Below are 22103 nucleotides of genomic sequence, written 5' to 3'. Positions count from 1 at the left end.
GATGCAAATCCTGGCCCCCCGCTCCTACTTGAGGACCGTCCTACGACCCGTCCGTCAGACCTCGACGACCACGGGCAGGATCATCGGGCGGCGGCGGTAGTTGTCCGACACCCACTTGCCGACCGCGCGGCGGATCAGCTGCTGGAGCTGGTGCGGCTCGGCGATGCCGTCCTGGGCCGCCTTGGCCAGGGCCTCGTCGATCTTCGGGGCGACGCCCACGAACGCCTCGTCGTCGATACCGGAACCGCGGGCGTGGATGTTGGGCCCGCCGACGGTCTTGCCGGTGCTGCTGTCCACGACCACGAAGACCGAGATGATCCCCTCGTCGCCGAGGATGCGGCGGTCCTTGAGGTGGGTCTCGGTGACATCGCCGACCGAGAGGCCGTCGACGTAGACGTAGCCGGCCTGGACCTTGCCGCTGATCCTGGCGATGCCGTCGACCAGGTCGACGACCACGCCGTCCTCGGCGATGACGATGCGATCCTTGGGGATGCCCGTCAAGGCGCCCAGCTCGGCGTTGGCGCGCAGGTGGCGCCATTCGCCGTGCACCGGCATGAGGTTCCGCGGCTTGCAGATGTTGTAGAAGTACAGCAGCTCGCCGGCCGAGGCGTGGCCCGAGACGTGGACCTTGGCGTTGCCCTTGTGGACCACGTTGGCGCCCCAGCGGCTGAGGCCGTTGATCACGCGGTAGACCGCGTTCTCGTTCCCGGGGATGAGGGACGAGGCCAGGATGACCGTGTCGCCCTGGACGATGCGGATCTGGTGGTCGCGGTTGGCCATCCGGGAGAGGGCGGCCATCGGCTCACCCTGCGAGCCGGTGCAGACCAGCACGACCTCGTCGTCCGGGAGGTCGTCGAGGGTCTTGACGTCGACGACCAGGCCAGCGGGGACGTTGAGGTAGCCCAGTTCGCGGGCGATGCCCATGTTGCGGACCATCGAGCGGCCGACGAAGGCGACCCGGCGGCCGTACTCGTGGGCGGCGTCCAGGATCTGCTGGATGCGGTGCACGTGGCTGGCGAAGCTGGCCACGATGATCCGCTTGCGGGCGCTCGCGAAGACCTGCCGGAGCACGTTGGAGATGTCGCGCTCGGGCGGGACGAAGCCCGGGACCTCGGCGTTCGTGGAGTCGGTGAGGAGGAGGTCGATGCCCTCCTCGCCGAGCTTGGCGAACGTCGGGAGGTCGGTCAGCCGGCGGTCCAGCGGGAGCTGGTCCATCTTGAAGTCGCCGGTGTGGACGACCATGCCCGCGGGGGTGCGGACGGCCACCGCGAGGGCGTCCGGGATGGAGTGGTTGACGGCGACGAACTGGCAGTCGAAGGGCCCGAGCCGCTCGCGGTCGCCCTCGGCGACCTCAAGGGTGTACGGGCGGATCCGGTGCTCCTGGAGCTTGGCCTCGATGAGGGCGAGGGTCAGCTTGGAGCCGATCAGCGGGATGTCCGGCTTCTCCCGGAGGAGGAAGGGGACACCTCCGATGTGGTCCTCGTGGCCGTGCGTGAGCACGATGCCGTCGATGTCGTCGAGGCGGTCCCTGATGGACGTGAAGTCCGGGAGGATCAGGTCGATTCCGGGCTGCTCCTCCTCGGGGAAGAGCACTCCGCAGTCGACGATCAGCAACCGGCCGCCGTACTCGAAGACCGTCATGTTGCGGCCGATCTCGCCCAGGCCGCCGAGCGGGGTGACCCGGAGGCCGCCCTCGGGAAGCTTCGGCGGAGCGCCGAGCTCGGGGTGCGGATGACTCAAAAGACTCTCCTCACCATGCGCGCCACGCTGCCGTCGGGGCACGTGGCGCGCATGACATTCGTGCACTTGCTGTGTGGCGGTTGTTGGTCCGTATGCAGTTATGAAGTCTGTGTCTAGAGCTGTACCCCGCCGGCGGCGAGATCGCGCTTGAGCTGCTCGGTCTCCTCGGGGGAGAGCTCGACCAGCGGGAGCCGCAGCGGTCCGGCGGGCAGGCCCTGGAGGCCGAGGGCGGCCTTGGTGGTGATCACGCCCTGGGTGCGGAACATGCCGGTGAAGACCGGCAGCAGCTTCTGGTGGATCTCCGCCGCCTTGGTGACGTCACCGGTGAGGTGGGCGTCGAGCAGGGCGCGCAGCTCGGGGGTGACGACATGGGCGACGACCGAGACGAAGCCGACCGCGCCGACCGAGAGCAGCGGGAGGTTGAGCATGTCATCGCCGCTGTACCAGGCCAGGCCGGAGCGCGCGATGGCCCAGCTGGCGCGGCCGAGGTCGCCCTTGGCGTCCTTGTTGGCCACGATCCGCGGGTGCTCGGCGAGCCGGACCATGGTCTCGGTGTTGATCGGGACGCCGCTGCGGCCGGGGATGTCGTAGAGCATCACGGGCAGGTCGGTGGCGTCCGCGATCGCCGTGAAGTGGCGCAGCAGGCCCTCCTGCGGGGGCTTGCTGTAGTACGGCGTGACGGCGAGCAGGCCGTGCGCGCCGGCGTCCTGGGCGGCGCGGGACAGCTCGACGCTGTGCCGGGTGTCGTTGGTGCCGGCTCCGGCGACGACGAAGGCGCGGTCGCCGACGGCTTCGACCACGGCGCGGACCAGCTGGGCTTTCTCGGCGTCACTGGTGGTCGGGGACTCACCGGTGGTGCCGTTGACGACGATGCCGTCGTTGCCGGCGTCCACCAGGTGGGCGGCGAGCCGCTGCGCGCCGTCGAGGTCGAGAGCGCCATCCGCCGTGAACGGCGTGACCATGGCGGTCAGCACCCGCCCGAAGGGGGTCTGCGGTGTGGAAGTCGGAGCCATGGGTCCCACGCTACTCGTAGGGCGCCGCGGGGTGTGCCTCTGGGGAGCCAAGGATGTGGACTCCGGCACTGCCTGCTCGGGGGTTCAAGCAGTGCCGGGTCCGTTTGTTCAGCGTAGATGAACTTCTCAAAATGCCGCAATCCGGACACTTCGGACGGGTATCCCGGTGTTCCGGGGTCCCTCCGGCGCGCTACGGGGCGATGCGGCCGTTCGCGTTGAAGGCCGCGTAGGTCAGCGGCATGAGCGCGGCCCAGTGGGCCTCCATCTGCTCGCCGACCATCTCGATCTCGCGCTGCGGGAAGGACGGCACCTTCGCCTGCTCGTGCTGGGTGCGCAGGCCGAGGAAGTGCATCAGGGAGCGGGCGTTGCAGGTGGCGTACATCGAGGAGTACAGACCGACGGGGAGGACCGAACGGGCGACCTCGCGGGCCACGCCGGCGGCGAGCATCTCCTGGTACGCGGCGTACGCCTGGCGGTAGGAGTCGGTCATGGCGCGGCCGGTGAGGTCGTGCTGCTCCGGGGTGCCCTCGACGAACTCGTACTTGCCGGGGCGGCCCTGCTGGACCAGCTTGCGGGACGCGCCGGGGACGTAGAAGACCGGGTCCAGCCGGCGGTACCGGCCGGACTCCTCGTTGTACGACCAGCCGACGCGGTGGCGCATGAACTCGCGGAAGACGAAGATCGGCGCACTGATGAAGAAGGTCATGGAGTTGTGCTCGAACGGGCTGCCGTGCCGGTCGCGCATCAGGAAGTTGATCAGGCCCTTCGAGCGCTCCGGGTCCTTCTGGAGCTCTTCCAGGGACTGCTCGCCGGCCGTGGAGACCCGGGCCGCCCACAGCACGTCGCTGTCCGCGGCGCTGTGCTTGACCAGCTCGACCGTCACCTCGCTGCGGAAGCTGACGGGTGCGCTCTCGGCGCTGTCGGGGGTGTGGGTCACCGGCGGTTCCTTCCGTTCGATCCTCGTGCGCGTCCAGCCTACGGCCCGCCACTGACAGGCCGGGAAATGCCAGCTGATGCCGCGTTAGCGACAAAACGGACCCCGGATGCCGCCGCGCGGACGGCGGTTGATATTTTTCACAGAAGTAACGGGAAACGGGCACCAAACGGACGCCTCAACCGTCTCTACCTGTGACAGTGCCCACTTCGAGGTTCCAAGGAGAGCCCCTCATGTTCCGCCGGCGAGAGCCCGTCCCGTTCGCCTTCGTTGCCGAAGCAGACCGGTTCCGCAGCAATGTCACACCCCCGCCGCGCCCGCGTCCCTCGCGCGCGCAGTTCCTCGGCCAGTCCCTGATCACCCTCACCGTGGTGGGCGGCCTGACCGGCGCCCTGCTGTTCGGGCTCCCCGCCCTCCAGCAGGACACCTCCGGCGCGACCGGGGTGCACCAGTCCGAGGCCGCGCACCACTGAGCCGGCGGGCGGAGCGGGCCACCGGGTGGTTCCGCTCCGCCGCTCCCGATAGCCTCACCGCTCACGCTCCCGCCGGCACGCCTTGTGTGCCGGCCAGCCCCGAGTGAGGACCAGCCGTGCCCCTGCCTTTCCTGACGGCCGACCGCGCCCTCCGGGCCGACGGCCGCGCGGATCCGGTGCCCCCGCCCTACGACGGCCCCGACCACTGGCGCCGCCCCTACCGCCCCGGACCGTGGCGCGTGGGGGCGGCGGCGGTGTTTCTGCTGCTCGCGTCGTTCGTGCTGCTCTCGGCGCTGATCATCGCCCTGGCCGGCGCGCCGGCCGGGGCGGCGGTCTGCGCCGCGGCCGGACTGCTGGTGATCGCACTGGCCCTGCGGCTGGTACGGGCCGGGGTGTGGGTCAGCTCCCAGGGGCTGCGCCAGGTGCACCTGCTGCGCACCACCACCCTGCCGTGGTCCGCGGTCGCCGCGGTCCGCACCGTCCAGCAGCCGGTGCGCTGGCTCGGGCTGCCGCGGACGGTGCAGGGCCAGGCGCTGCGCGTCGAGCGGCTGCGGGGCGAGCCGCTGCGGGCCCTGCTGACCGACCACGGCGCGGACTTCCTGGGCCGCCCGGAGGGATTCGAGCGGGCCGCGGACGTCCTGGAGGCGTGGGCGGACGAGTACCGCCCCTGACCCCGCACAACGGCCGCCCGGGCCCGTACGGCTGCTGCTGTACGGGCCCGGGCGGCCGTGTGCTGTTGCGGGGGCGCTCAGCCGGTCCGGGCGGGCCGGCGGTCGCCGGGGACCGGCCGGCCGTCGTGCAGGGCGATGGCGCGCTGCATCGCCTTGCGGGCGCGCGGGGTGTCCCGGGCGTCCCGGTAGGCCACGGCGAGCCGGAACCACGTGCGCCAGTCGCCGGGCGCCTCCTCGGTCTCGGCCTGCCGCCGGGCGAAGACCGCGTCGGCCGCGTCCCGGTCGATCCGGCCGCCGGGGGTGCGGGCGAGGTCGTCGGCCGGCAGGCCGCCCTCCGCCGCCAGTTCGCCGGCGAGCCGGTTCGCGTCGCGGGCGAAGCGGGTGTTGGCCCACAGGAACCAGGCGCCCAGGCACGGCAGGACGAAGGCCACTGCGCCCATGCCCATGGCCGCCGGTTCGCCCGTCAGCAGCAGCAGGACGCCCTCCATCGCCACCACGCCGAAGACCAGCACCAGCACGGTGGCGAGGAAGATGTAGGTGATCTTTCCGCCCATGTCCGTCAGTCCAGATCGAGGAAGTTCTCCAGGCCCACCGTCAGGCCCGGGGTGTCCACCACGCGGCGCACGCCGAGCAGGATGCCCGGCATGAAGCTGCTGTGGTGCAGCGAGTCGTGGCGGATGGTGAGGGTCTCCCCCACCCCGCCGAGCAGCACCTCCTGGTGCGCCAGCAGGCCGCGCAGCCGCACCGAGTGCACCGGGACGCCGGAGACGTCCGCGCCGCGGGCGCCGTCCAGCGCGGTGGTGGTGGCGTCCGGCTGGGGCGGGCAGCCGGCCTGCGCGCGCGCCTGCGCGATCAGCTCGGCGGTGCGGGCGGCGGTGCCGGACGGGGCGTCCGCCTTGTTCGGGTGGTGCAGCTCGACGATCTCGGCGGACTCGAAGAAGCGGGCCGCGGCCTGCGCGAACTTCGTGGTCAGCACCGCGCCGATGGAGAAGTTCGGGGCGATCAGCACACCCGTGCCGGGGGCGTCGTCCAGCCAGGTGCGCAGCTGCGCGAGGCGCTCGTCGGTCCAGCCGGTGGTGCCGACCACGCCGTGGATGCCGTGCCGGAGGCAGAAGCCGAGGTTGTCCATCACCGCGTCGGGCGTGGTGAGTTCGACCGCGACCTGGGCGCCGGACTCCACCAGCGCCTCCAGGGAATCACCCCGGCCCAGGGCCGCGACCAGCTCCATGTCGTCGGCGGCCTCGACGGCCCGTACGGCCTCGGAGCCGATGCGGCCCTTGGCGCCCAGGACGGCCACGCGCAGCTTGCTCATCGTTTTCCGTTCTCTCTCGGTGGTGGGCGGCAGCCCGCTGACGCCGCCGCCTTACGCGACGGCGTCGTCCAGGCGGGCCGCCTGCCGGTCCTTCAGGGGGCCGATGACGGACAGCGAGGGGCGTGCGCCCAGGACATCACGGGCCACCTCGCGGACCTCGTCCGGGGTCACCGCCGATATCCGGGCCAGCATCTCGTCGACCGACATGTGCTCGCCCCAGCACAGCTCGCTCTTGCCGAGCCGGTGCATCAGGGCGCCGGTGTCCTCCAGGCCGAGGACGGTGGAGCCGCGCAGCTGGCCGATGGCCCGGCGGATCTCGTCGTCGGTCAGGCCCTCGGCGGCGACCGTGTCGAGCTCGTCGCGGCAGATCTTCAGGACGTCGTGGACCTGGTTGGGGCGGCAGCCGGCGTAGACGCCGAACAGCCCGCAGTCGGCGAAGCCCGAGGTGAAGGAGTACACGCTGTAGGCCAGGCCGCGCTTCTCGCGGACCTCCTGGAAGAGCCGGGAGCTCATCCCGCCGCCCAGGGCGGTGTTCAGCACGCCCATCGCCCAGCGCCGGTCGTCGGTGCGGGACATCCCCGGGACGCCGAGGACCACGTGGGCCTGCTCGGTCTTGCGGCCGAGCAGATCGACCCGGCCGGCGGTGCGGATGGCGCGGCTGCCGGTGCGCGGGGCGACCGGGACGGCGTCGGACCGGTCCAGTGCGCCGGCCCGCTCGAAGGCCCGGCGGACCAGGCGGACGACCTTGGCGTGGTCGACGTTGCCGGCGGCGGTGACGACCAGGTGGGTGGGGTCGTAGTGCTTCTTGTAGAAGCGGCGGATCCGGGGTGCGGTGAGCGCGTTGACGGTGTCGACGGTGCCCAGGACGGGGCGGCCCAGCGGGGTGTCGCCGAGCATGGTCTGGGCGAACAGGTCGTGCACGCAGTCGCCCGGGTCGTCCTCGGTCATCGCGATCTCTTCGAGGATCACCCCCCGCTCGGCGTCCACGTCCTCGGTGTCGATCAGCGAGCCGGTGAGCATGTCGCAGACCACGTCGATGGCCAGCGGCAGGTCGGCGTCGAGCACCCGCGCGTAGTAGCAGGTGTACTCCTTGGCCGTGAAGGCGTTCATCTCGCCGCCGACGGCGTCGACCGCGGCGGAGATGTCCAGCGCGGAGCGGCGGTCGGTGCCCTTGAAGAGCAGGTGCTCCAGGTAGTGGGTGGCGCCGTTCAGGGATGGGGTCTCGTCGCGGGAGCCCACGTGCGCCCAGATCCCGAAGGTGACGGAGCGGACGGTGGGCAGCGTCTCGGTGACCACGCGCAGTCCGCCGGGGAGCGTGGTGCGGCGGACCGTGCCGGCGCCCGCGGCGCCCTTCAGAAGCGTTTGGGTACGGGCGACGGCCCGCCCCTCCGAGGAGGGGCGGGCCGTCGTCGTGAACGTACGGGACGTCACTTGTCGGAGTCGTCCTTCGTGTCGGCTGCCGTGTCTTCTTCCTCGATGACCGGGATCAGCGAGAGCTTGCCGCGCTGGTCGATCTCGGCGATCTCGACCTGGACCTTGGCGCCGACGCCGAGCACGTCCTCGACGTTCTCCACGCGCTTGCCGCCGGCGAGCTTGCGGATCTGCGAGATGTGCAGCAGGCCGTCCTTGCCCGGGAGCAGGGAGACGAACGCACCGAAGGTGGTGGTCTTGACGACCGTGCCGAGGTAGCGCTCGCCGACCTCGGGCATGGTCGGGTTGGCGATGCCGTTGATCGTGGCGCGGGCGGCCTCGGCGGCCGGGCCGTCGGCGGCACCGATGTAGATGGTGCCGTCGTCCTCGATCGTGATGTCGGCGCCGGTGTCCTCCTGGATCTGGTTGATCATCTTGCCCTTGGGGCCGATGACCTCGCCGATCTTGTCCACCGGGATCTTGACGGTGATGATCCGCGGCGCGTTCGGGGACATCTCGTCGGGGACGTCGATGGCCTCGTTCATCACGTCGAGGATGTGCAGGCGGGCGTCGCGGGCCTGCTTCAGCGCGGCGGCCAGGACCGAGGCGGGGATGCCGTCGAGCTTGGTGTCGAGCTGGAGCGCGGTGACGAACTCCTTGGTGCCGGCGACCTTGAAGTCCATGTCGCCGAAGGCGTCCTCGGCACCGAGGATGTCGGTGAGGGTGACGTAGTGCGTCTCACCGTCGATCTCCTGGGAGATCAGGCCCATCGCGATGCCGGCGACCGGGGCCTTGAGCGGCACACCGGCGTTCATCAGCGACATCGTGGAGGCGCAGACCGAGCCCATGGACGTCGAGCCGTTGGAGCCCAGCGCCTCGGAGACCTGGCGGATCGCGTAGGGGAACTCCTCGCGGGTGGGCAGCACCGGCACGAGCGCACGCTCGGCGAGGGCACCGTGGCCGATCTCGCGGCGCTTGGGGGAGCCGACGCGGCCGGTCTCACCGGTGGAGTACGGCGGGAAGTTGTAGTTGTGCATGTAGCGCTTGCGGGTCACCGGGGAGAGGGTGTCCAGCTGCTGCTCCATGCGGAGCATGTTGAGGGTGGTGACGCCCAGGATCTGGGTCTCGCCGCGCTCGAAGAGCGCCGAGCCGTGGACCCGCGGGATCGCCTCGACCTCGGCGGCGAGCGTGCGGATGTCCGTCACGCCGCGGCCGTCGATGCGCTTCTTCTCCTTGATGACGCGCTCCCGGACCAGGGTCTTGGTCAGCGAGCGGTACGCGGCGGAGATCTCCTTCTCGCGGCCCTCGAACTCCGGCAGGAGCTTCTCGGCGGCCAGCGCCTTGACGCGGTCCAGCTCGGTCTCGCGCTCCTGCTTGCCGGCGATGGTCAGCGCCTGGCCGAGCTCGTCCTTGACGGCCTTGGTGAGGGCCTCCAGGACGTCGTCCTGGTAGTCGAGGAAGATCGGGAACTCACCGGTCGGCTTGGCGGCCTTGGCGGCGAGGTCGGCCTGGGCCTTGCACAGGACCTTGATGAAGGGCTTGGCGGCCTCCAGACCGGCGGCCACGACCTCCTCGGTGGGGGCCTCGGCGCCGCCCTTGACCAGCTGGACGGTCTTCTCGGTGGCCTCGGCCTCGACCATCATGATCGCGACGTCGCCGTCGGGCAGCACCCGGCCGGCCACGACCATGTCGAAGACCGCGTCCTCCAGCTCGGTGTGGGTGGGGAACGCCACCCACTGGCCGTTGATCAGGGCGACGCGGGTGCCGCCGATCGGGCCGGAGAAGGGCAGGCCGGCCAGCTGCGTGGAGCAGGAGGCGGCGTTGATGGCGACCACGTCGTAGAGGTGGTCGGGGTTGAGCGCCATGATCGTCTCGACGATCTGGATCTCGTTCCGCAGGCCCTTCTTGAAGGACGGGCGCAGCGGGCGGTCGATGAGGCGGCAGGTGAGGATGGCGTCCTCGGAGGGGCGGCCCTCACGGCGGAAGAAGGAGCCGGGGATCTTGCCGGCTGCGTACATCCGCTCCTCGACGTCGACGGTCAGCGGGAAGAAGTCCAGCTGGTCCTTCGGCTGCTTGGAGGCGGTGGTGGCCGACAGCACCATGGTGTCGTCGTCCAGGTAGGCCACGGCGGAGCCGGCGGCCTGCTTGGCCAGGCGGCCCGTCTCGAAGCGGATGGTGCGGGTGCCGAAGGAACCGTTGTCGATCACGGCTTCGGCGTAGTGGGTCTCGTTCTCCACCAGGAATATCTCCTCGTCTGCGTCCGCTGCCCGTGTGGCAGGGGACCGTCTTCGGTGGAGCGCCGGTGCGGGCCGGTCTTCGATCGAAGCACCCGGGGTACTGCCGCATGGTGGGGACCATGGGCCGTCCGGGGGCCACTACCGAGGACCGGCGGCCAAAGGGCGCTCTACCGCGTTCGCTTTTGCGATATGGCACCAGACTACAAAGCTTCCGTCCACCGCGCGGCGGTACCGGTGTCCGGTGCGTACGGCAAAGGGAGCGGCCCCCGGTGGGAACCGCTCCCTTTACGCCGTCTTACTTGGCGCCCGCCGCGCCGCGGCGGATGCCCAGCCGCTCCACCAGCTGGCGGAAGCGGGTGATGTCCTTCTTCGCCAGGTACTGCAGCAGGCGGCGGCGCTGGCCGACCAGCAGCAGCAGACCACGGCGGGAGTGGTGGTCGTGCTTGTGGGTCTTGAGGTGCTCGGTCAGGTCCGAGATGCGGCGGGAGAGCAGCGCAACCTGGACCTCGGGGGAGCCGGTGTCACCCTCCTTGGTGGCGAACTCGGCCATGATCTGCTTCTTCGTTGCGGCGTCGAGCGACACGCGTACTCCTCGATGGTTGCGGTCCATGAGCGCCCCTGGTCTGCTTCACAGGGAATCGTCGGATGACTCGAATGGACCGTCACACAGCGTACCAGCTGGCACGGCGGCCCCCGACCGGGTGGTCGGGGGCCGCTCGCCGACGGGCGGGTGCCGGTGGCGCCGTCAGCTGCTGGTCAGGCCGCGCACGGTGCTGTAGACGTCGAGGACCGCCAGGCACAGCGGCACCAGGGACAGCAGGACCAGGCCGTCGAAGATGTCGAAGATCCGGCCCCAGAAGGGGGTGACGCCCTTCTTCGGGACGACCAGGCCGACGCCGACCAGCAGGGCGGCGCCCACCGCGATGCTGCTGGAGAACCAGACGGTGCGGACGTTGAGCGGGCCGGCGTCCTGGAAGCGCTCCAGGGTGACGAAGATGTCCGTCGGCGGGTGCAGCGCGATGCCCAGGATGAGCAGCACGATGGTGAGGATGCCGGCCACGGTCAGGCAGGCGACCTGGGCGGTGTAGTCGAAGAGCCGGGCGCGCAGCATGATCGTGATGCCCGCGGCCATCGCCAGGACCTGGGCCCAGACGTTGTCGGAGAAGCCCAGGACGACACCGGCGGAGCCGACGACCAGGGCGGAGCAGCCGGCGACCAGGCCGAGCAGGAGTTCGTGGCCGCGCTTGGCCTGGTTGCCGATCTTGACGAAGTCGACGGACTCGGTCTCGGAGGAGCCGGACTCCAGGGCGCCCTTGGCGATCTGGTCGGGCGAGCGGTAGCCGATGGGCAGGCGGGCGAAGCGGGCGGAGAGGCCGGGCAGCCAGGCGACCATGGCGATGGAGACCACGGCGGTGACCGCGGCGACCTCGCTCGGCGCGGCGTCGGTGAGGATCGCGGCGAAGACCGCGAGGGTGCCGATGGCGGACAGGAAGGCGGCCGCGACGAAGGGGGCGTCACCGCGCGGCAGCAGGACCACCAGCAGCACCGAGGCGATCAGGACCGTCACGCAGCCGACGAGCAGGTGGAGCCGGCCCGGGCCCGCGCCCGGGTCGACGGGGAAGATGCCGGAGCCCGCGATGAGCAGGTGCGGCAGGGACGCCAGGCCCAGCGCGATGGAGGAGGCGTGGTCGTCGTAGACCCGGGCGCGGACGCCGGCCAGGGCGACCAGCACCACGCCGACGACGCCGGCGATGATGCCGGGGAGGCGGTGCATGTCGCGGTCGACGGGGTTCGAGAACCACAGGGCGAACGCCATCATCACCAGCAGCAGCACACCGGCGCTCAGGCCGACGACGCGCATCAGGTCGTCGCTCCAGCGGCTGCGGTTCTGCTTGACCGCGGAGGCGATGGCGTCCGAGACGTCGTCGAAGACCGGCAGCGGCAGCGATTCGGCGAACGGCTTGAGCAGCAGCAGGTCGCCGTCGAGGATCTGCTGCTGGGCGAGCGACTGGCCGGCGTCGAGGACCGTGCCGTCGCGGCGTACGAGGTGATAACCGGTCGGGGCGCCCTCGGCCTGGGACTGCCCGGAGAGCCGCAGGATCTCCGGGTAGATATCGACGAGTGCCACGTCCTCCGGCAGCGCCACGTCGATCCGTGCATCCGGCGCGGCGACCGTGACCCGGCAGAAGCCGGTGCCAGTGCTCGTGCTCACCTGGCGGTTCCCCCTATCCGTTGGGCGTTTTGTCGCGGCGCGCTCCCTATATAGAGGGCAGTCCTCACCGGGCTGTGGCGCGCTCGCGGGGCGTCAGCGTACCGTCCGATCGGGGCCCTGCCCCACCCACCCCTTGACTTGACGCGTAACAGTAGGATCAACGCCTGCGTCGGGCCAAGGACTTGGCTCGGGGGACCGTCGAATCCAACGGGGGCGGTCCGAGACTGCGAGATGCATGAAGGACTGATGCCTCGGTGAGCGTTGTCATCGTCAAGCGCCCGCCCCGCGCGCTACCACCTGAAGTCCCCTCGGAGGAGGTGGTACTTGAGGCGCCTCCGGAGCTGCCCCGCGAGGGCGAGCCGGAGAACCTGCTGATGACCTTCATGCCCATGATGGGCATGGCCTCGTCGGCAGGCTTCCTCTTCATGGGGAACCAGCCGTTCATGAAGATCATGGGCGGTTTCATGGTGGCCTCCACACTGGCGATGGCGATCATGCAGATCGTCAAGGCCCGCCAGGGTCCGTCCGGACAGATGGTGCAGGAGCGCCAGGACTACCTCAAGTACCTTGCGCAGAAGCGGAAAGAGGTGCGGCGCACCGCCCGGCGGCAGCGTGACGCGCAACTGTTCACCCATCCCGACCCCAGCCAGCTGTGGTCCATCGTGGCCGAGGGCAAACGGGTGTGGGAACGCCGGGCGAACGACCCGGACTTCGCCCAGGTGCGCCTGGGGCTGGGCCCCCAGCAGCTGGCCACCCCGCTGCGGGCGCCGGAGACCGCTCCGGTCGACGAGCTGGAGCCGCTGACCGCGCACGCGATGAAGGAGTTCCTCGACAAGCACGGCCACCTGGAGAACCTCCCGCTGGCGGTGTCGCTGCGCGCCTTCTACCACCTGACGGTCTCCGGCGACCCGGACACCGTCTACGGCACCTCGCGGTCCATCCTCGCCCAGCTGTGCACCCTGCACTCCCCCGAGGACCTGGTCGTGGCGGTCGTCGCCGCGCCGGGTGCGCAGGCCGAGTGGGAGTGGACCAAGTGGCTGCCGCAGGTCCAGGACAAGACCACCGACGGCGCCGGCACCCGCCGGCTGGTGGTCGGCGACCTCGGTGAGATCGAGGAGCTGCTCGCCGACGAGCTGGAGGGGCGCGGGCGGTTCAACCCGCAGGGCCCGCCGGTGACCGACACCCCGCACGTGGTCATCGTGCTGGACGGCGGCGAGGTCCCGATGGACTCGGTGATCGCCGGCGCCGAGGGCCTCCAGGGCGTCACCATCCTGGAGATCGTGCCGGGCGACCTGGACGAGATCCGCGGCGGGCTGGCCGTGCAGGTGTGGCCGGGCAAGCTGGTGCTGGAGTCGGCGAGCGGCGCGGTCTACCACGGGGTGTGCGACACCCTGTCGATCGCCGAGGCGGAGGCGCTGGCCCGTCAGCTGGCCCCGCTGCGCGCCGGTTCGGGTGCCGACGGTGAGGAACCGCTGCTGTCCGCGCTGGACTTCACCGACCTGCTCAACATCGGCGACGCCGGCACGCTGGACGTCTCCAAGACCTGGCGGCCCCGGACGCTGGCCGAGCGGCTGCGGGTGCCGATCGGTGTCGACCGCGACGGCCAGCCGGTCATGCTGGACATCAAGGAAGCCTCGCAGCAGGGCATGGGCCCGCACGGCCTGTGTGTCGGTGCGACCGGTTCCGGTAAGTCCGAGGTGCTGCGCACCCTGGTGCTCGCGCTCGCGGTGACCCACTCCTCGGAGACCCTCAACTTCATCCTCGCCGACTTCAAGGGTGGCGCCACCTTCACGGGTATGGCGGACATGCCGCACGTCGCGGCGGTCATCACCAACCTCGGTGAGGACGTCACGCTGATCGACCGCATGCGCGACTCGATCACCGGTGAACTCCAGCGCCGCCAGGAGCTGCTGCGCTCGGCGGGCAACTACGCCAACATCACCGACTACGAGAAGGCGCGGGCCGCCGGCGCTCCGCTGGACCCGCTGCCGTCGCTGGTGATGATCATCGACGAGTTCTCCGAGCTGCTCGCCGCCAAGCCCGACTTCATCGAGATGTTCATCCAGATCGGCCGTATCGGCCGTTCGATGGGTGTGCACATGCTCCTCGCCTCGCAGCGTCTGGAAGAGGGCAAGCTGCGCGGTCTGGACACCTTCCTCTCCTACCGGCTCGGTCTGCGGACCTTCTCCGCCGCCGAGTCGCGGACCGCGATCGGTGTGCCCGACGCCTACCACCTGCCCAACGTCCCCGGTTCCGGCATCCTGAAGTACGACACCGAGACGATGGTGCAGTTCAAGGCCGCGTACGTGTCCGGCACCTACCGCGGTCCGGGCGGCGGCGGCCGCGCCGGCGGCGGGGGCGGCCGGGCCAACCGGCTCCCGGTGCCGTTCACCGCCGCCCCGGTCATCGAGCAGATCATCGAGGACCCGACGCCGCTGGAGCCGGACGCGCCGGAGATCGACGACGCGCTGGCCGACACCGTCCTGGACGTGATGGTCCAGCGGATGCAGGGCCAGGGCCCGCCGGCGCACCAGGTGTGGCTGCCGCCGCTGGAGGAGCCGCCCACGGTCAACCAGCTGCTGCCGGCCCTGGCGGTCACCCCCGAGCGGGGCGTGCACGCGCCGGAGTACACCGCGCTGGGCAAGCTCGTGGTGCCGGTCGCGCTGGTGGACAAGCCGTTCGAGCAGCGGCGCGACGTGATGTACCTGGACTTCTCCGCCGGTGCCGGTCACGGTCTGGTCGTCGGTGGTCCGCAGACCGGTAAGTCCACGCTGATGCGGTCGATGATGGCGGCGTTCGCGCTCACCCACACCCCGGCCGAGGTGCAGTTCTACTGCCTCGACTTCGGTGGCGGCGGCATGCTGACCATGGAGGGCCTGCCGCACGTCGGCGGGGTCGCCTCGCGTCTGGACGCGGAGAAGGTCCGCCGTACGGTCGCCGAGGTCGTCGGCATCCTCAACCAGCGCGAGGAGTTCTTCCGCGCCAACAACATCGACTCCATCTCGACGTACCGCCAGCGGCGGGCGGCGGGCACCTTCCCCGACGAGAAGTGGGGCGACGTCTTCCTGATCATCGATGGCTGGGCGACGTTCAAGACCGACTACGAGCAGCTCGACCCGGTGATCCTGGACATCGCCGCCCGGGGTCTGGGCTTCGGTGTCCACCTGGTCATCGGCGCGGCCCGCTACACCGAGGTCCGGCCGGCCCTGCGCGACCAGCTCCTCAACCGCGTGGAGCTGCGCCTGGGCGACCCGATGGAGTCGGAGTTCGACCGCAAGCGCGCGGAGAACGTCCCGATGGGCAAGCCGGGCCGCGGTCTGTCCCCGGAGAAGCTCGACTTCCTGGCGGCGCTGCCGCGCGTGGACGGGATGAGCGACCCGGAGACCCTCAGCGACGGCATCGCCAACCTGGTGCAGACGGTCAGCGAGCACTGGCAGGGCGAGCCCGCCCCCAAGGTGCGGATGCTGCCGACCATGCTGCACGCCTCGGACCTGCCGCGGGGCGGCGACTACCCCGAGCACGGCATCGCGATCGGTGTCGACGAGACCACGCTGTCCCCGGCGTTCATCGACTTCGAGACCGACCCGCTGCTGGTCATCTACGGTGAGAGCGAGTCCGGCAAGTCGTCGCTGCTGCGCCTGCTGGCCAAGCAGATCGCCGAGCGGTACCCGTCCGACAAGGCGCTGATGGTGGTCTCCGACTACCGGCGCGCGCTGCTCGGCGAGATCCCCGAGTCGCACATGTACAAGTACTGTGCCGCGGGGCCGCAGCTCCAGGAGGTCATCAGCGGGCTGGCCGGTTCGCTGGGCCGGCGCATGCCGGGGCCGGACGTCACGCCGGAGCAGCTGCGCAACCGCAGCTGGTACGACCTGCCGGACGCGTTCGTGATCGTCGACGACTACGACCTGGTGGCGACCAGCAGCGGCAACCCGCTCCAGCCGCTGCTGGAGTACCTGCCGTTCGCCCGCGACCTGGGTCTGCGCCTGATCCTGGCGCGCAGCTCCTCGGGTGCCGGCCGGTCGTCGTTCGAGCCGGTGATGCAGCGCGCCAAGGAACTCGGCGCGCAGGGCCTGATCCTCTCCGCGGACCCGGCCGAGGGTCCGCTGATGGGCAACATCAAGGGCCAGCAGCTGACGCCCGGACGTGGCATGTTCATCACCCGCAAGCGCGGTGCGCAGCTCGTCCAGACGGGCTTCCTGCCGCTGGGCGGGTAGCGGCCGCGGACAGCGCAACGGCGGTGGGGCGTCCCTCCTGGGAGGGGCGCCCCACCGCCGTCGTGTCCGGGCGCCGGGTGCGGCCGCGTACGGCCGGGCGCCGGGCGGGGTCAGCCGAAGGCGCCGTGCTGGGTGACGTCCGGGCCCGCCGGGGCGGTGCCGGACTGCTCGTCGGTGCCGGGCCGCGCCGCGTTCCGGCCGGGGCCCTGGCCCGCGCCCTTGGCGGCGTCCTTGCCCGCGCCCTTGCCGGCTTCCTCGGCCGCGGACCGCTCGCCGGCCTTGGCACCGGCCGGCTCCGCGGCCGGCTCGGGGCCGTCCGCCGTCCCGGACGCCCCCTTCCGCTCGGCGGCCTTCTGCCCGGCGGCGGCCTTCGCCTCCCGCTCGTCCGCCGCGCGCTGCGCCTCGGCCGGGTTCGTCCGGACGCCCTTGGCGATGCCCGCGCCACCGGGCGTCGCGGCCTCGCCGTCCCGGGGCGGTCCGAACGGGTCGGGCCCGTGCGCGGCCGTGGAGGACTCCCACTGGTGCCGCAGCTGCGGCACCTGGCTCTGGCCGCCCCCGCCGCCGCGCCCGCGCCGGCCGAACGAGCCGCCGAGGGCGTTGGCGAGCTGCCCCAGCGCCATGAAGCCGTAGGCCATCTCGGGGCCGGACGAGGTCTGCTGCGCGGGCGGCGCGGCGTGCCCGGAGGAGGATTCGTGGTCCCCGCCGCCGGTGCCCGGGTGTGCCGCGCCGGCCGCGCCGTCCAGGTCGGCCGCGGCCAGCTCGAAGGCCGGCAGGGATTCGTCCACCGTCCGCTTCAGCTGGTGCCACTCGGCGGCGAACGCCTCGCCGGCCGGACCGTGCCAGTCGGCCGCTGCGGCGGTGCCGACGTGCCGGTCCAGGTCGCGGACCATGCCGTCCAGATGCTTGCCCATCTCCCGCCAGCCGGCCGCCGCCTCGTGCAGCGCGTGGGGATTGCGCCGTGGTTCGGTCACTTGACGCTCCGCATCATCTCGGCGAGCTCGTCCTCGGCCGCCTGGGTGTTGGCGACGGTCTCCTTGATGCCGCCGCCGACCTCGGCGAGCCGCTGCTGGAGCTGGGTGAGCGCGCGCTCGGCCTGCTCGAACAGCTCGCGGTAGGGCCGGGCCGCCTCGTCGCTGCCGAAACCGTCCCTGAGCGCGTCGGCGTCCGCGCGCCGTCTGAATGCGCTCAGCTGCCGGCTCAGTTCTTCCGCTCGTATCTCGAAGGTCGTACCGAGCTTGTGCAGCGCCTCGGTACTGAGCCGGACTTCATCGGACATCATTTCTCCCCGAATTGAATGACAGCGACCTGCTGAACATCGCCTCAGGTCTAGCACACCCGCAATAGCCCCGAAGCCCCCCGCGAAGCGGCTTCCGCGCGGAGCGGAGAAGGGACGCGGAGCAATATGCAGCAATACCGACAACCCCGCCTTGACGACCCGTTCGCACTCGTCATTAGACTCAAGGACGCCGGTGCAGCACGCGCGGTTGCTGTGCCACCACGTACAAGGGGGCAGACATGAGCGATGAGCGGCAGATCCAGGACGAGGACCTGATGGACGTCGCCCAGGATCACGAGCAGGCGCACCGCCTGCGCAAGGCACTGAAGGTGCTCGCGGACAACCCCAATGTGGGCGGCAAGCTCCAGGAGATGGCCAAGGAGGTGCTCTCCGGCCGGATGGGCATGAAGGAGGCCATCGAGACGCCCGGTTACCTGGACGCCCTCGGCGACCGGATCTCCCAGATCCGGCGGGCGGCCGAGGACCAGACGATGGCCGAGCGCGAGGAGTCCCGCGCGAAGTTCGCCGAGTGGCAGAAGAAGCAGGAGGAAGAGGCGGACCGCGAGCGCGCCGAGCGCGACGGCCCGAGCCTCAACCTCGTCACCGGCCCGCGCCGCGGCGGCAACCGCGGCCACCGCTGACCCGCCGGCGGGCGCCCGTCCGCCACGGCGACCGATCCGCTCTCCCCAGGCCGTACGGCCGGTCCGGGAGGGCGGATCGTCGCGTTTCCGGCTCCGGCGGCGGCCCCCGCACGGCCGGAACCACCCGGCCCGGCCCGGCATATGGCCATTCCTGATCTTTCACCGTCCGCCTCCGGTCGGCATCCTGTGAAGAATCCGGAGAAAGGTCGGGGAGGCCGGGCGCCGGAGAAGTACGGCGAAGTACGGGTATCTGCGGGGAAGCGCTGAGAAAATGCGCGGAAGTACCCGGAAATACCAGGAAAATACCGGGGCATGGCGCGGGAGCGGGGATCGGCGGCAGAACGGCCGTGGGGGCCATAAGGGCCGCGAGCCCCGGCCGCACGGTGATGACGCCACCACAGTGACTCCCGTGAAGGGGGATAAAGCAGAGAAAGCGGGATGTGCCGCCGCGTGCGCAGACCGGCAACCCGACCCGGCAAGGGTGGAATCGGGTCATGCGGTACGGCCCGGACTGCGCCCGCCCCCGCCCGGGGCCGCCGTGTGTGCCAGTTCCGGAACAGCCGCCCCTCGGCCATCCCGTGCACTGCGCCCGGAACATAGGATCTACCCCGTACAGGCACGATCCACGGGAGTGGAGGGCGGGTTTGATGTGGGGGACGACGAAGTCATGAGCGCCGCGGACGAAGCAGCCGGCGCGGCGCCCGGATACGCGCCGCATCCGTACATCGGCGGCCGCACCGCCGTCCTCAGCGCACTCGCCGCCTGGCGCATGCGGTGGCCCGGCGCACCCCGCGTCATCGTGGTCACCGGCAGCCCGGGCAGCGGCCGTTCGCGGCTGGTCGCGGGCTTCCTGATGCTGTGCGACCCGGATTACCGCAAGCGCCTGCCGCTGGACGACCTGGACCCGGCGACGGTCCCGCCGGACCTCCCGGCCCCGGCCGTCCCGGACCCCCGGGGCCGGACGGCCGCGCAGGTGCTGTGGATGCTCGCCGACCACCTCGGGCTGGCCGCCGGGCGCGCCTCGGACGTCTTCCCCGCGCTCGCCGCGCTGGACGAGCCGGTGGCGGTCGTCGTCCCGGACGTCGACCTGGCCGGCCCGGTACGGGCCACGAACGAGCCGGCGCGCCTGGTCCGCGAGGTGCTGGTGCCGCTGGCCGCGACCCCGACGGTCCACCTGCTGGCCGAGGCCCCCCGGGAGCTCGCCGCCGAACTGGCCGGTGCGCTGCCGCGCGGCCAGGTCCAGGTGATCGACCTCGACGCGCCCGAGTGGGCCGACCCGGAGGGCCTGGTCCTCCAGGCCGAGACGGCGCTCACCCCGGAGGCGGGCGCCCCCGACCTCCCGTTCACCACCGACCCGGCCGCCCGCCGGGCGCTCGCGCAGGCCCTGGCCCGCCGCGCGAACGGCAGCCGGCTCACCGTCCGGCTGGCCGTCCAGTCGCTGTTCACGCACCCGGAGGGCTTCGACCCGGCGGACGAGGACCGGCTGCCGGCCACCGTCGGCGACGTCCTCGACCTGCACGCGCACCGCCTGGGCGCCGATCCGCAGACGCTGCGGCAGCTGCTGGCTCCGCTGGCGTTCGCGGAGGGCGACGGTCTCCCGGTGCAGCTCTGGCGCCCGCTGGCCGACGCCGTCGCGGGCCGCGACATGAGCCAGGTCCTGGCCGAGGGCATGCTGCTCGCCGCTCCCTTCATCGAGCCGGTGGAGACCTCCGAGGACGAGGGCGGGGGCGGCCGCGGGGACGGCTCCGGTGACCCGGCCGGCGCCGGGACCGCCCGCACCCTGATCCGCCTGGCGCACCCGGCGCTGGCCGCCGAGATCCGCGCCGCCGTGCCGGACGCCCGGAACGTCCAGACCCGGATCGCCATGGCGCTGCTGGAGGCGGTCCCGCAGCAGGACTGGTCCCGCGCCGACCCCTACGTCCGCGACCACCTCGCCGGGCACACCCTCGACGCCGGGCTGCTCCCCCAACTCCTCACCGACCCGGGCCTGTTCATCCACGCCGACCCGGTCGCGCTGCGCACCGCCGTCGAGGCCGTGCCGCTCGACCAGCTGGGCGCGCCGGCCCGGACGTACCTGCGCACCGCGCCCCTGTTCACCCGCTCCGAGGCCCCGGCCGAGGTCCGGGCCGCGCTCCTGGAGGCCGCGTTCGTCGAGGACGGGCTCCAGCCGTACGCGGAGGCGGTGCACGGGCTGGGCCTGGACCTGCCGTGGCGCACCCTGTGGAGCCTGCCGCTGCCGGGGGTGCTCTCGGTGACGACGGGCCTCCTGGCGGCCCCGGACGCCGCTGATCCGGCCCAGGCCCAGCCCGCGGGCCCCACCGGCCCGGCGCCGTCCGGCGGCGCCCCCCGCCCGGTCGCCGCCCTGATCGTCCCGGCCGGAACGCCCGGCTCCCGCCCCCTCCCCCCGGTGGAGCCGACCCCGCCCCCCGGGGCGGACGGCGCACCGGCGGACGGGACGGAGCCCCGGGCCGGCCGGCCCGCCCCCGCCTTCCTCCTGCACGACCTGCTCCGCCCCGGGTACGTCGACGCCGACCCGGCGCACGTGCGGCGCCCGTCGGAGGAGGAGCGGGCGGCCTCCCCGTACGCGTTCAGCCGGGGCGCCGACTACCTGCGGGTGTGGGCCCGGGAGAGCGGTGAGGTGGTGACCGCGCTGATCTCGGACTCCCCGTTCCGCGACGCGGACCTCTCCCCCGAGGGCATCCTCCTCACCGCCACCGAACGCGGTGTGACGGCCCGTCAGATCCTGGCGCCGGCCCCCGCGCCCGCCCCGTCACCGGCCGCCGAGGCCGCCGTTCCCGCCCAGTCCACCGGCCCCGCGCCCGCCACCGCCGCCCACGGCCCCGAAGGAGACCACTCGTGAACACCCAGGCGCAGGCCGGCCCCGCCGCCGCCCAGCAGCCGGTCGCCGGCCCCGGCAACACCGCCGTGGCGACGTACGCGGATCCGTCCACCGGCGAGGACACCAGCCTCGCCAAGGTGTCCCGACCCGGTTTCCCGCCCGCCGAGTACCAGCTCTACGAGGAGCTGCGGCGGCTGGGCGTGGACGGCGCCGCGGTGCGCGCGGTCCACACCGACCTGCGGCCGGCGATGCTGCCCGGCGGCTACACCGGCGACTTCGTCCTGCGGGCGTTCCCCAACGCCGCGTTCTCCTGCACCGCGGAGTACGGCATGCGCCCCGAGGAGCGCGCTGCGGGCATCGCCGGGCTGCTGCGGCACATCGAGGCCATGCACCGGCTCGCGGGCCGCCAGGCGCCGCCCCAGCCGCACCGCACGCCCGTTCCGCAGGCCGTCGCCCCCGCGCCGGCGCTGTCCGGCGCGGAGCTGGGCGCGCACCTCGCCGAGGTCTTCGGGCCCGACGCGGTACGCCGCGCCGACGCCGGGGCGCTCGCCGCGACCGCGCTCCCCGAGGACACCCGGGCCACCCTGGCCGAGGCCGGACTCCCCGCGCACGTCCCGTACTTCTTCACCGCCGACGACGCCGCCAACCCGCCGGCCGGCGGCCTGTACGCCGACGTCGCCACCCACCTCAGGGCAGTCGGCACGGACGCCCAGCCGCAGATCCTGGACATCCTCGGCGGCTACGTCCGGCTGGGCACCGACGGCCTGTACACCGTCGCCGTCCAGTGCACCGCCCCGGAGGACGACCCGAGCCAGCTCGGCACCCTCTGGGCCGTCCAGCCCGGCACCGGCGGCGCCCGCTTCGTCAACCGCTCCGCCGCCGCCTTCGCGCGCTCCCTGGCGTTCCTGACCACCACCCGGCAGCGTCTGGCCACCCAGGACCCGTACGCCGCCGGCGCCACCCTCGCCGCCTTCCAGGAACACCTCGTCGCCCTGGACCCGTGGTCCCTCGACAACCCGGACAACTGGTGGTCCCTCATCACCGAACAGATGTGGCAGGGGCTGTTCTGAGCCCACCGGCCGTCCCGGGCCCACCGGGAGCGCCCCGTGACGGCGGGGAGGCGCCGGCTCC

The 22103-nt window shown here is 72.1% G+C and carries 17 protein-coding genes; 6 read left to right on the top strand and 11 right to left on the bottom strand.

Going from position 1 to position 22103, the window contains the following annotated elements; genetic code table 11:
• Positions 1–54: 54 nt before the first annotated feature.
• From MUU72_RS21525 to thyX, 3 genes are all read right to left on the bottom strand, one after another.
• On the bottom strand, positions 55–1740 hold the full coding sequence (locus MUU72_RS21525) for a ribonuclease J (RefSeq protein ID WP_248014978.1): 1686 nt from the start codon (positions 1738–1740) through the stop codon (positions 55–57).
• Positions 1741–1853: 113 nt separating this feature from the next.
• Positions 1854–2753 carry a 4-hydroxy-tetrahydrodipicolinate synthase gene (dapA, locus tag MUU72_RS21520; RefSeq protein ID WP_248014977.1) on the bottom strand — a complete coding sequence of 300 codons (900 nt, stop codon included), beginning with the start codon at positions 2751–2753 and terminating at the stop codon, positions 1854–1856.
• A 190-nt stretch (positions 2754–2943) separates the two neighbouring features.
• Positions 2944–3690 (bottom strand): FAD-dependent thymidylate synthase, encoded by a 747-nt coding sequence (thyX, locus tag MUU72_RS21515; RefSeq protein WP_248014976.1) that lies wholly within the window; start codon positions 3688–3690, stop codon positions 2944–2946.
• Positions 3691–3920: 230 nt separating this feature from the next.
• Between thyX and MUU72_RS21510 the strand changes: the two genes are divergently transcribed.
• Both MUU72_RS21510 and MUU72_RS21505 read left to right on the top strand, forming a co-directional pair.
• Positions 3921–4160, top strand: a complete 240-nt coding sequence (locus MUU72_RS21510; RefSeq protein WP_248014975.1) for a hypothetical protein — start codon at positions 3921–3923, stop codon at positions 4158–4160.
• 116 nt (positions 4161–4276) lie between these two features.
• Positions 4277–4831 (top strand): SCO5741 family PH domain-containing membrane protein, encoded by a 555-nt coding sequence (locus MUU72_RS21505; RefSeq protein WP_248014974.1) that lies wholly within the window; start codon positions 4277–4279, stop codon positions 4829–4831.
• 77 nt (positions 4832–4908) lie between these two features.
• On the opposite strand, the gene MUU72_RS21500 is transcribed toward MUU72_RS21505, so the two are convergent.
• The 6 genes from MUU72_RS21500 to eccD form a co-directional block, all read right to left on the bottom strand.
• Entirely contained in the window at positions 4909–5385 is a 477-nt protein-coding gene (locus tag MUU72_RS21500) for a tetratricopeptide repeat protein (protein WP_248014973.1), read from the bottom strand.
• Positions 5386–5390: 5 nt separating this feature from the next.
• On the bottom strand, positions 5391–6143 hold the full coding sequence (gene dapB, locus MUU72_RS21495; protein ID WP_248014972.1) for a 4-hydroxy-tetrahydrodipicolinate reductase: 753 nt from the start codon (positions 6141–6143) through the stop codon (positions 5391–5393).
• 51 nt (positions 6144–6194) lie between these two features.
• A complete protein-coding gene (locus MUU72_RS21490) occupies positions 6195–7574 on the bottom strand; it encodes a M16 family metallopeptidase (RefSeq protein ID WP_248014971.1) in 1380 nt (459 codons plus the stop codon).
• A complete protein-coding gene (locus MUU72_RS21485) occupies positions 7571–9790 on the bottom strand; it encodes a polyribonucleotide nucleotidyltransferase (protein ID WP_248014970.1) in 2220 nt (739 codons plus the stop codon). Before MUU72_RS21485 ends, MUU72_RS21490 begins: the two co-directional genes overlap by 4 nt.
• Before the next feature lie 295 nt (positions 9791–10085).
• On the bottom strand, positions 10086–10373 hold the full coding sequence (gene rpsO, locus MUU72_RS21480) for a 30S ribosomal protein S15 (RefSeq protein WP_030624900.1): 288 nt from the start codon (positions 10371–10373) through the stop codon (positions 10086–10088).
• A gap of 162 nt (positions 10374–10535) precedes the next feature.
• Complete coding sequence (gene eccD / locus MUU72_RS21475) at positions 10536–12002, bottom strand: type VII secretion integral membrane protein EccD (protein WP_248014969.1); 1467 nt, start codon at positions 12000–12002, stop codon at positions 10536–10538.
• A 254-nt stretch (positions 12003–12256) separates the two neighbouring features.
• Between eccD and eccCa the strand changes: the two genes are divergently transcribed.
• Positions 12257–16216 carry a type VII secretion protein EccCa gene (gene eccCa / locus MUU72_RS21470; RefSeq protein ID WP_248014968.1) on the top strand — a complete coding sequence of 1320 codons (3960 nt, stop codon included), beginning with the start codon at positions 12257–12259 and terminating at the stop codon, positions 16214–16216.
• A gap of 110 nt (positions 16217–16326) precedes the next feature.
• Here the strand turns inward: eccCa and MUU72_RS21465 are convergent, their stop codons facing one another.
• Together MUU72_RS21465 and MUU72_RS21460 are read right to left on the bottom strand one after the other, a co-directional pair.
• On the bottom strand, positions 16327–17187 hold the full coding sequence (locus MUU72_RS21465) for a WXG100 family type VII secretion target (RefSeq protein WP_248014967.1): 861 nt from the start codon (positions 17185–17187) through the stop codon (positions 16327–16329).
• Complete coding sequence (locus MUU72_RS21460; RefSeq protein WP_248014966.1) at positions 17184–17492, bottom strand: hypothetical protein; 309 nt, start codon at positions 17490–17492, stop codon at positions 17184–17186. The genes MUU72_RS21465 and MUU72_RS21460 overlap by 4 nt, the downstream gene beginning before the upstream one ends.
• A gap of 239 nt (positions 17493–17731) precedes the next feature.
• Between MUU72_RS21460 and MUU72_RS21455 the strand changes: the two genes are divergently transcribed.
• From MUU72_RS21455 to MUU72_RS35640, 3 genes are all read left to right on the top strand, one after another.
• Positions 17732–18133, top strand: a complete 402-nt coding sequence (locus MUU72_RS21455) for a hypothetical protein (RefSeq protein WP_248014965.1) — start codon at positions 17732–17734, stop codon at positions 18131–18133.
• A 667-nt stretch (positions 18134–18800) separates the two neighbouring features.
• On the top strand, positions 18801–20993 hold the full coding sequence (locus MUU72_RS21450) for an ATP-binding protein (protein WP_248014964.1): 2193 nt from the start codon (positions 18801–18803) through the stop codon (positions 20991–20993).
• The gene (locus tag MUU72_RS35640; RefSeq protein WP_248014963.1) at positions 20990–22042 is read left to right on the top strand and encodes an SUKH-4 family immunity protein; all 1053 of its coding nucleotides are present in this window, start codon (positions 20990–20992) and stop codon (positions 22040–22042) included. The genes MUU72_RS21450 and MUU72_RS35640 overlap by 4 nt, the downstream gene beginning before the upstream one ends.
• Positions 22043–22103 lie beyond the last annotated feature (61 nt).

Source organism: Streptomyces rhizoryzae (assembly GCF_023155275.1).
Lineage (GTDB): Bacteria > Actinomycetota > Actinomycetes > Streptomycetales > Streptomycetaceae > Streptomyces > Streptomyces rhizoryzae.
The sequence above is the reverse complement of the archived record's forward strand: the minus strand, read 5'-3'. Positions and strand labels throughout refer to the sequence as shown.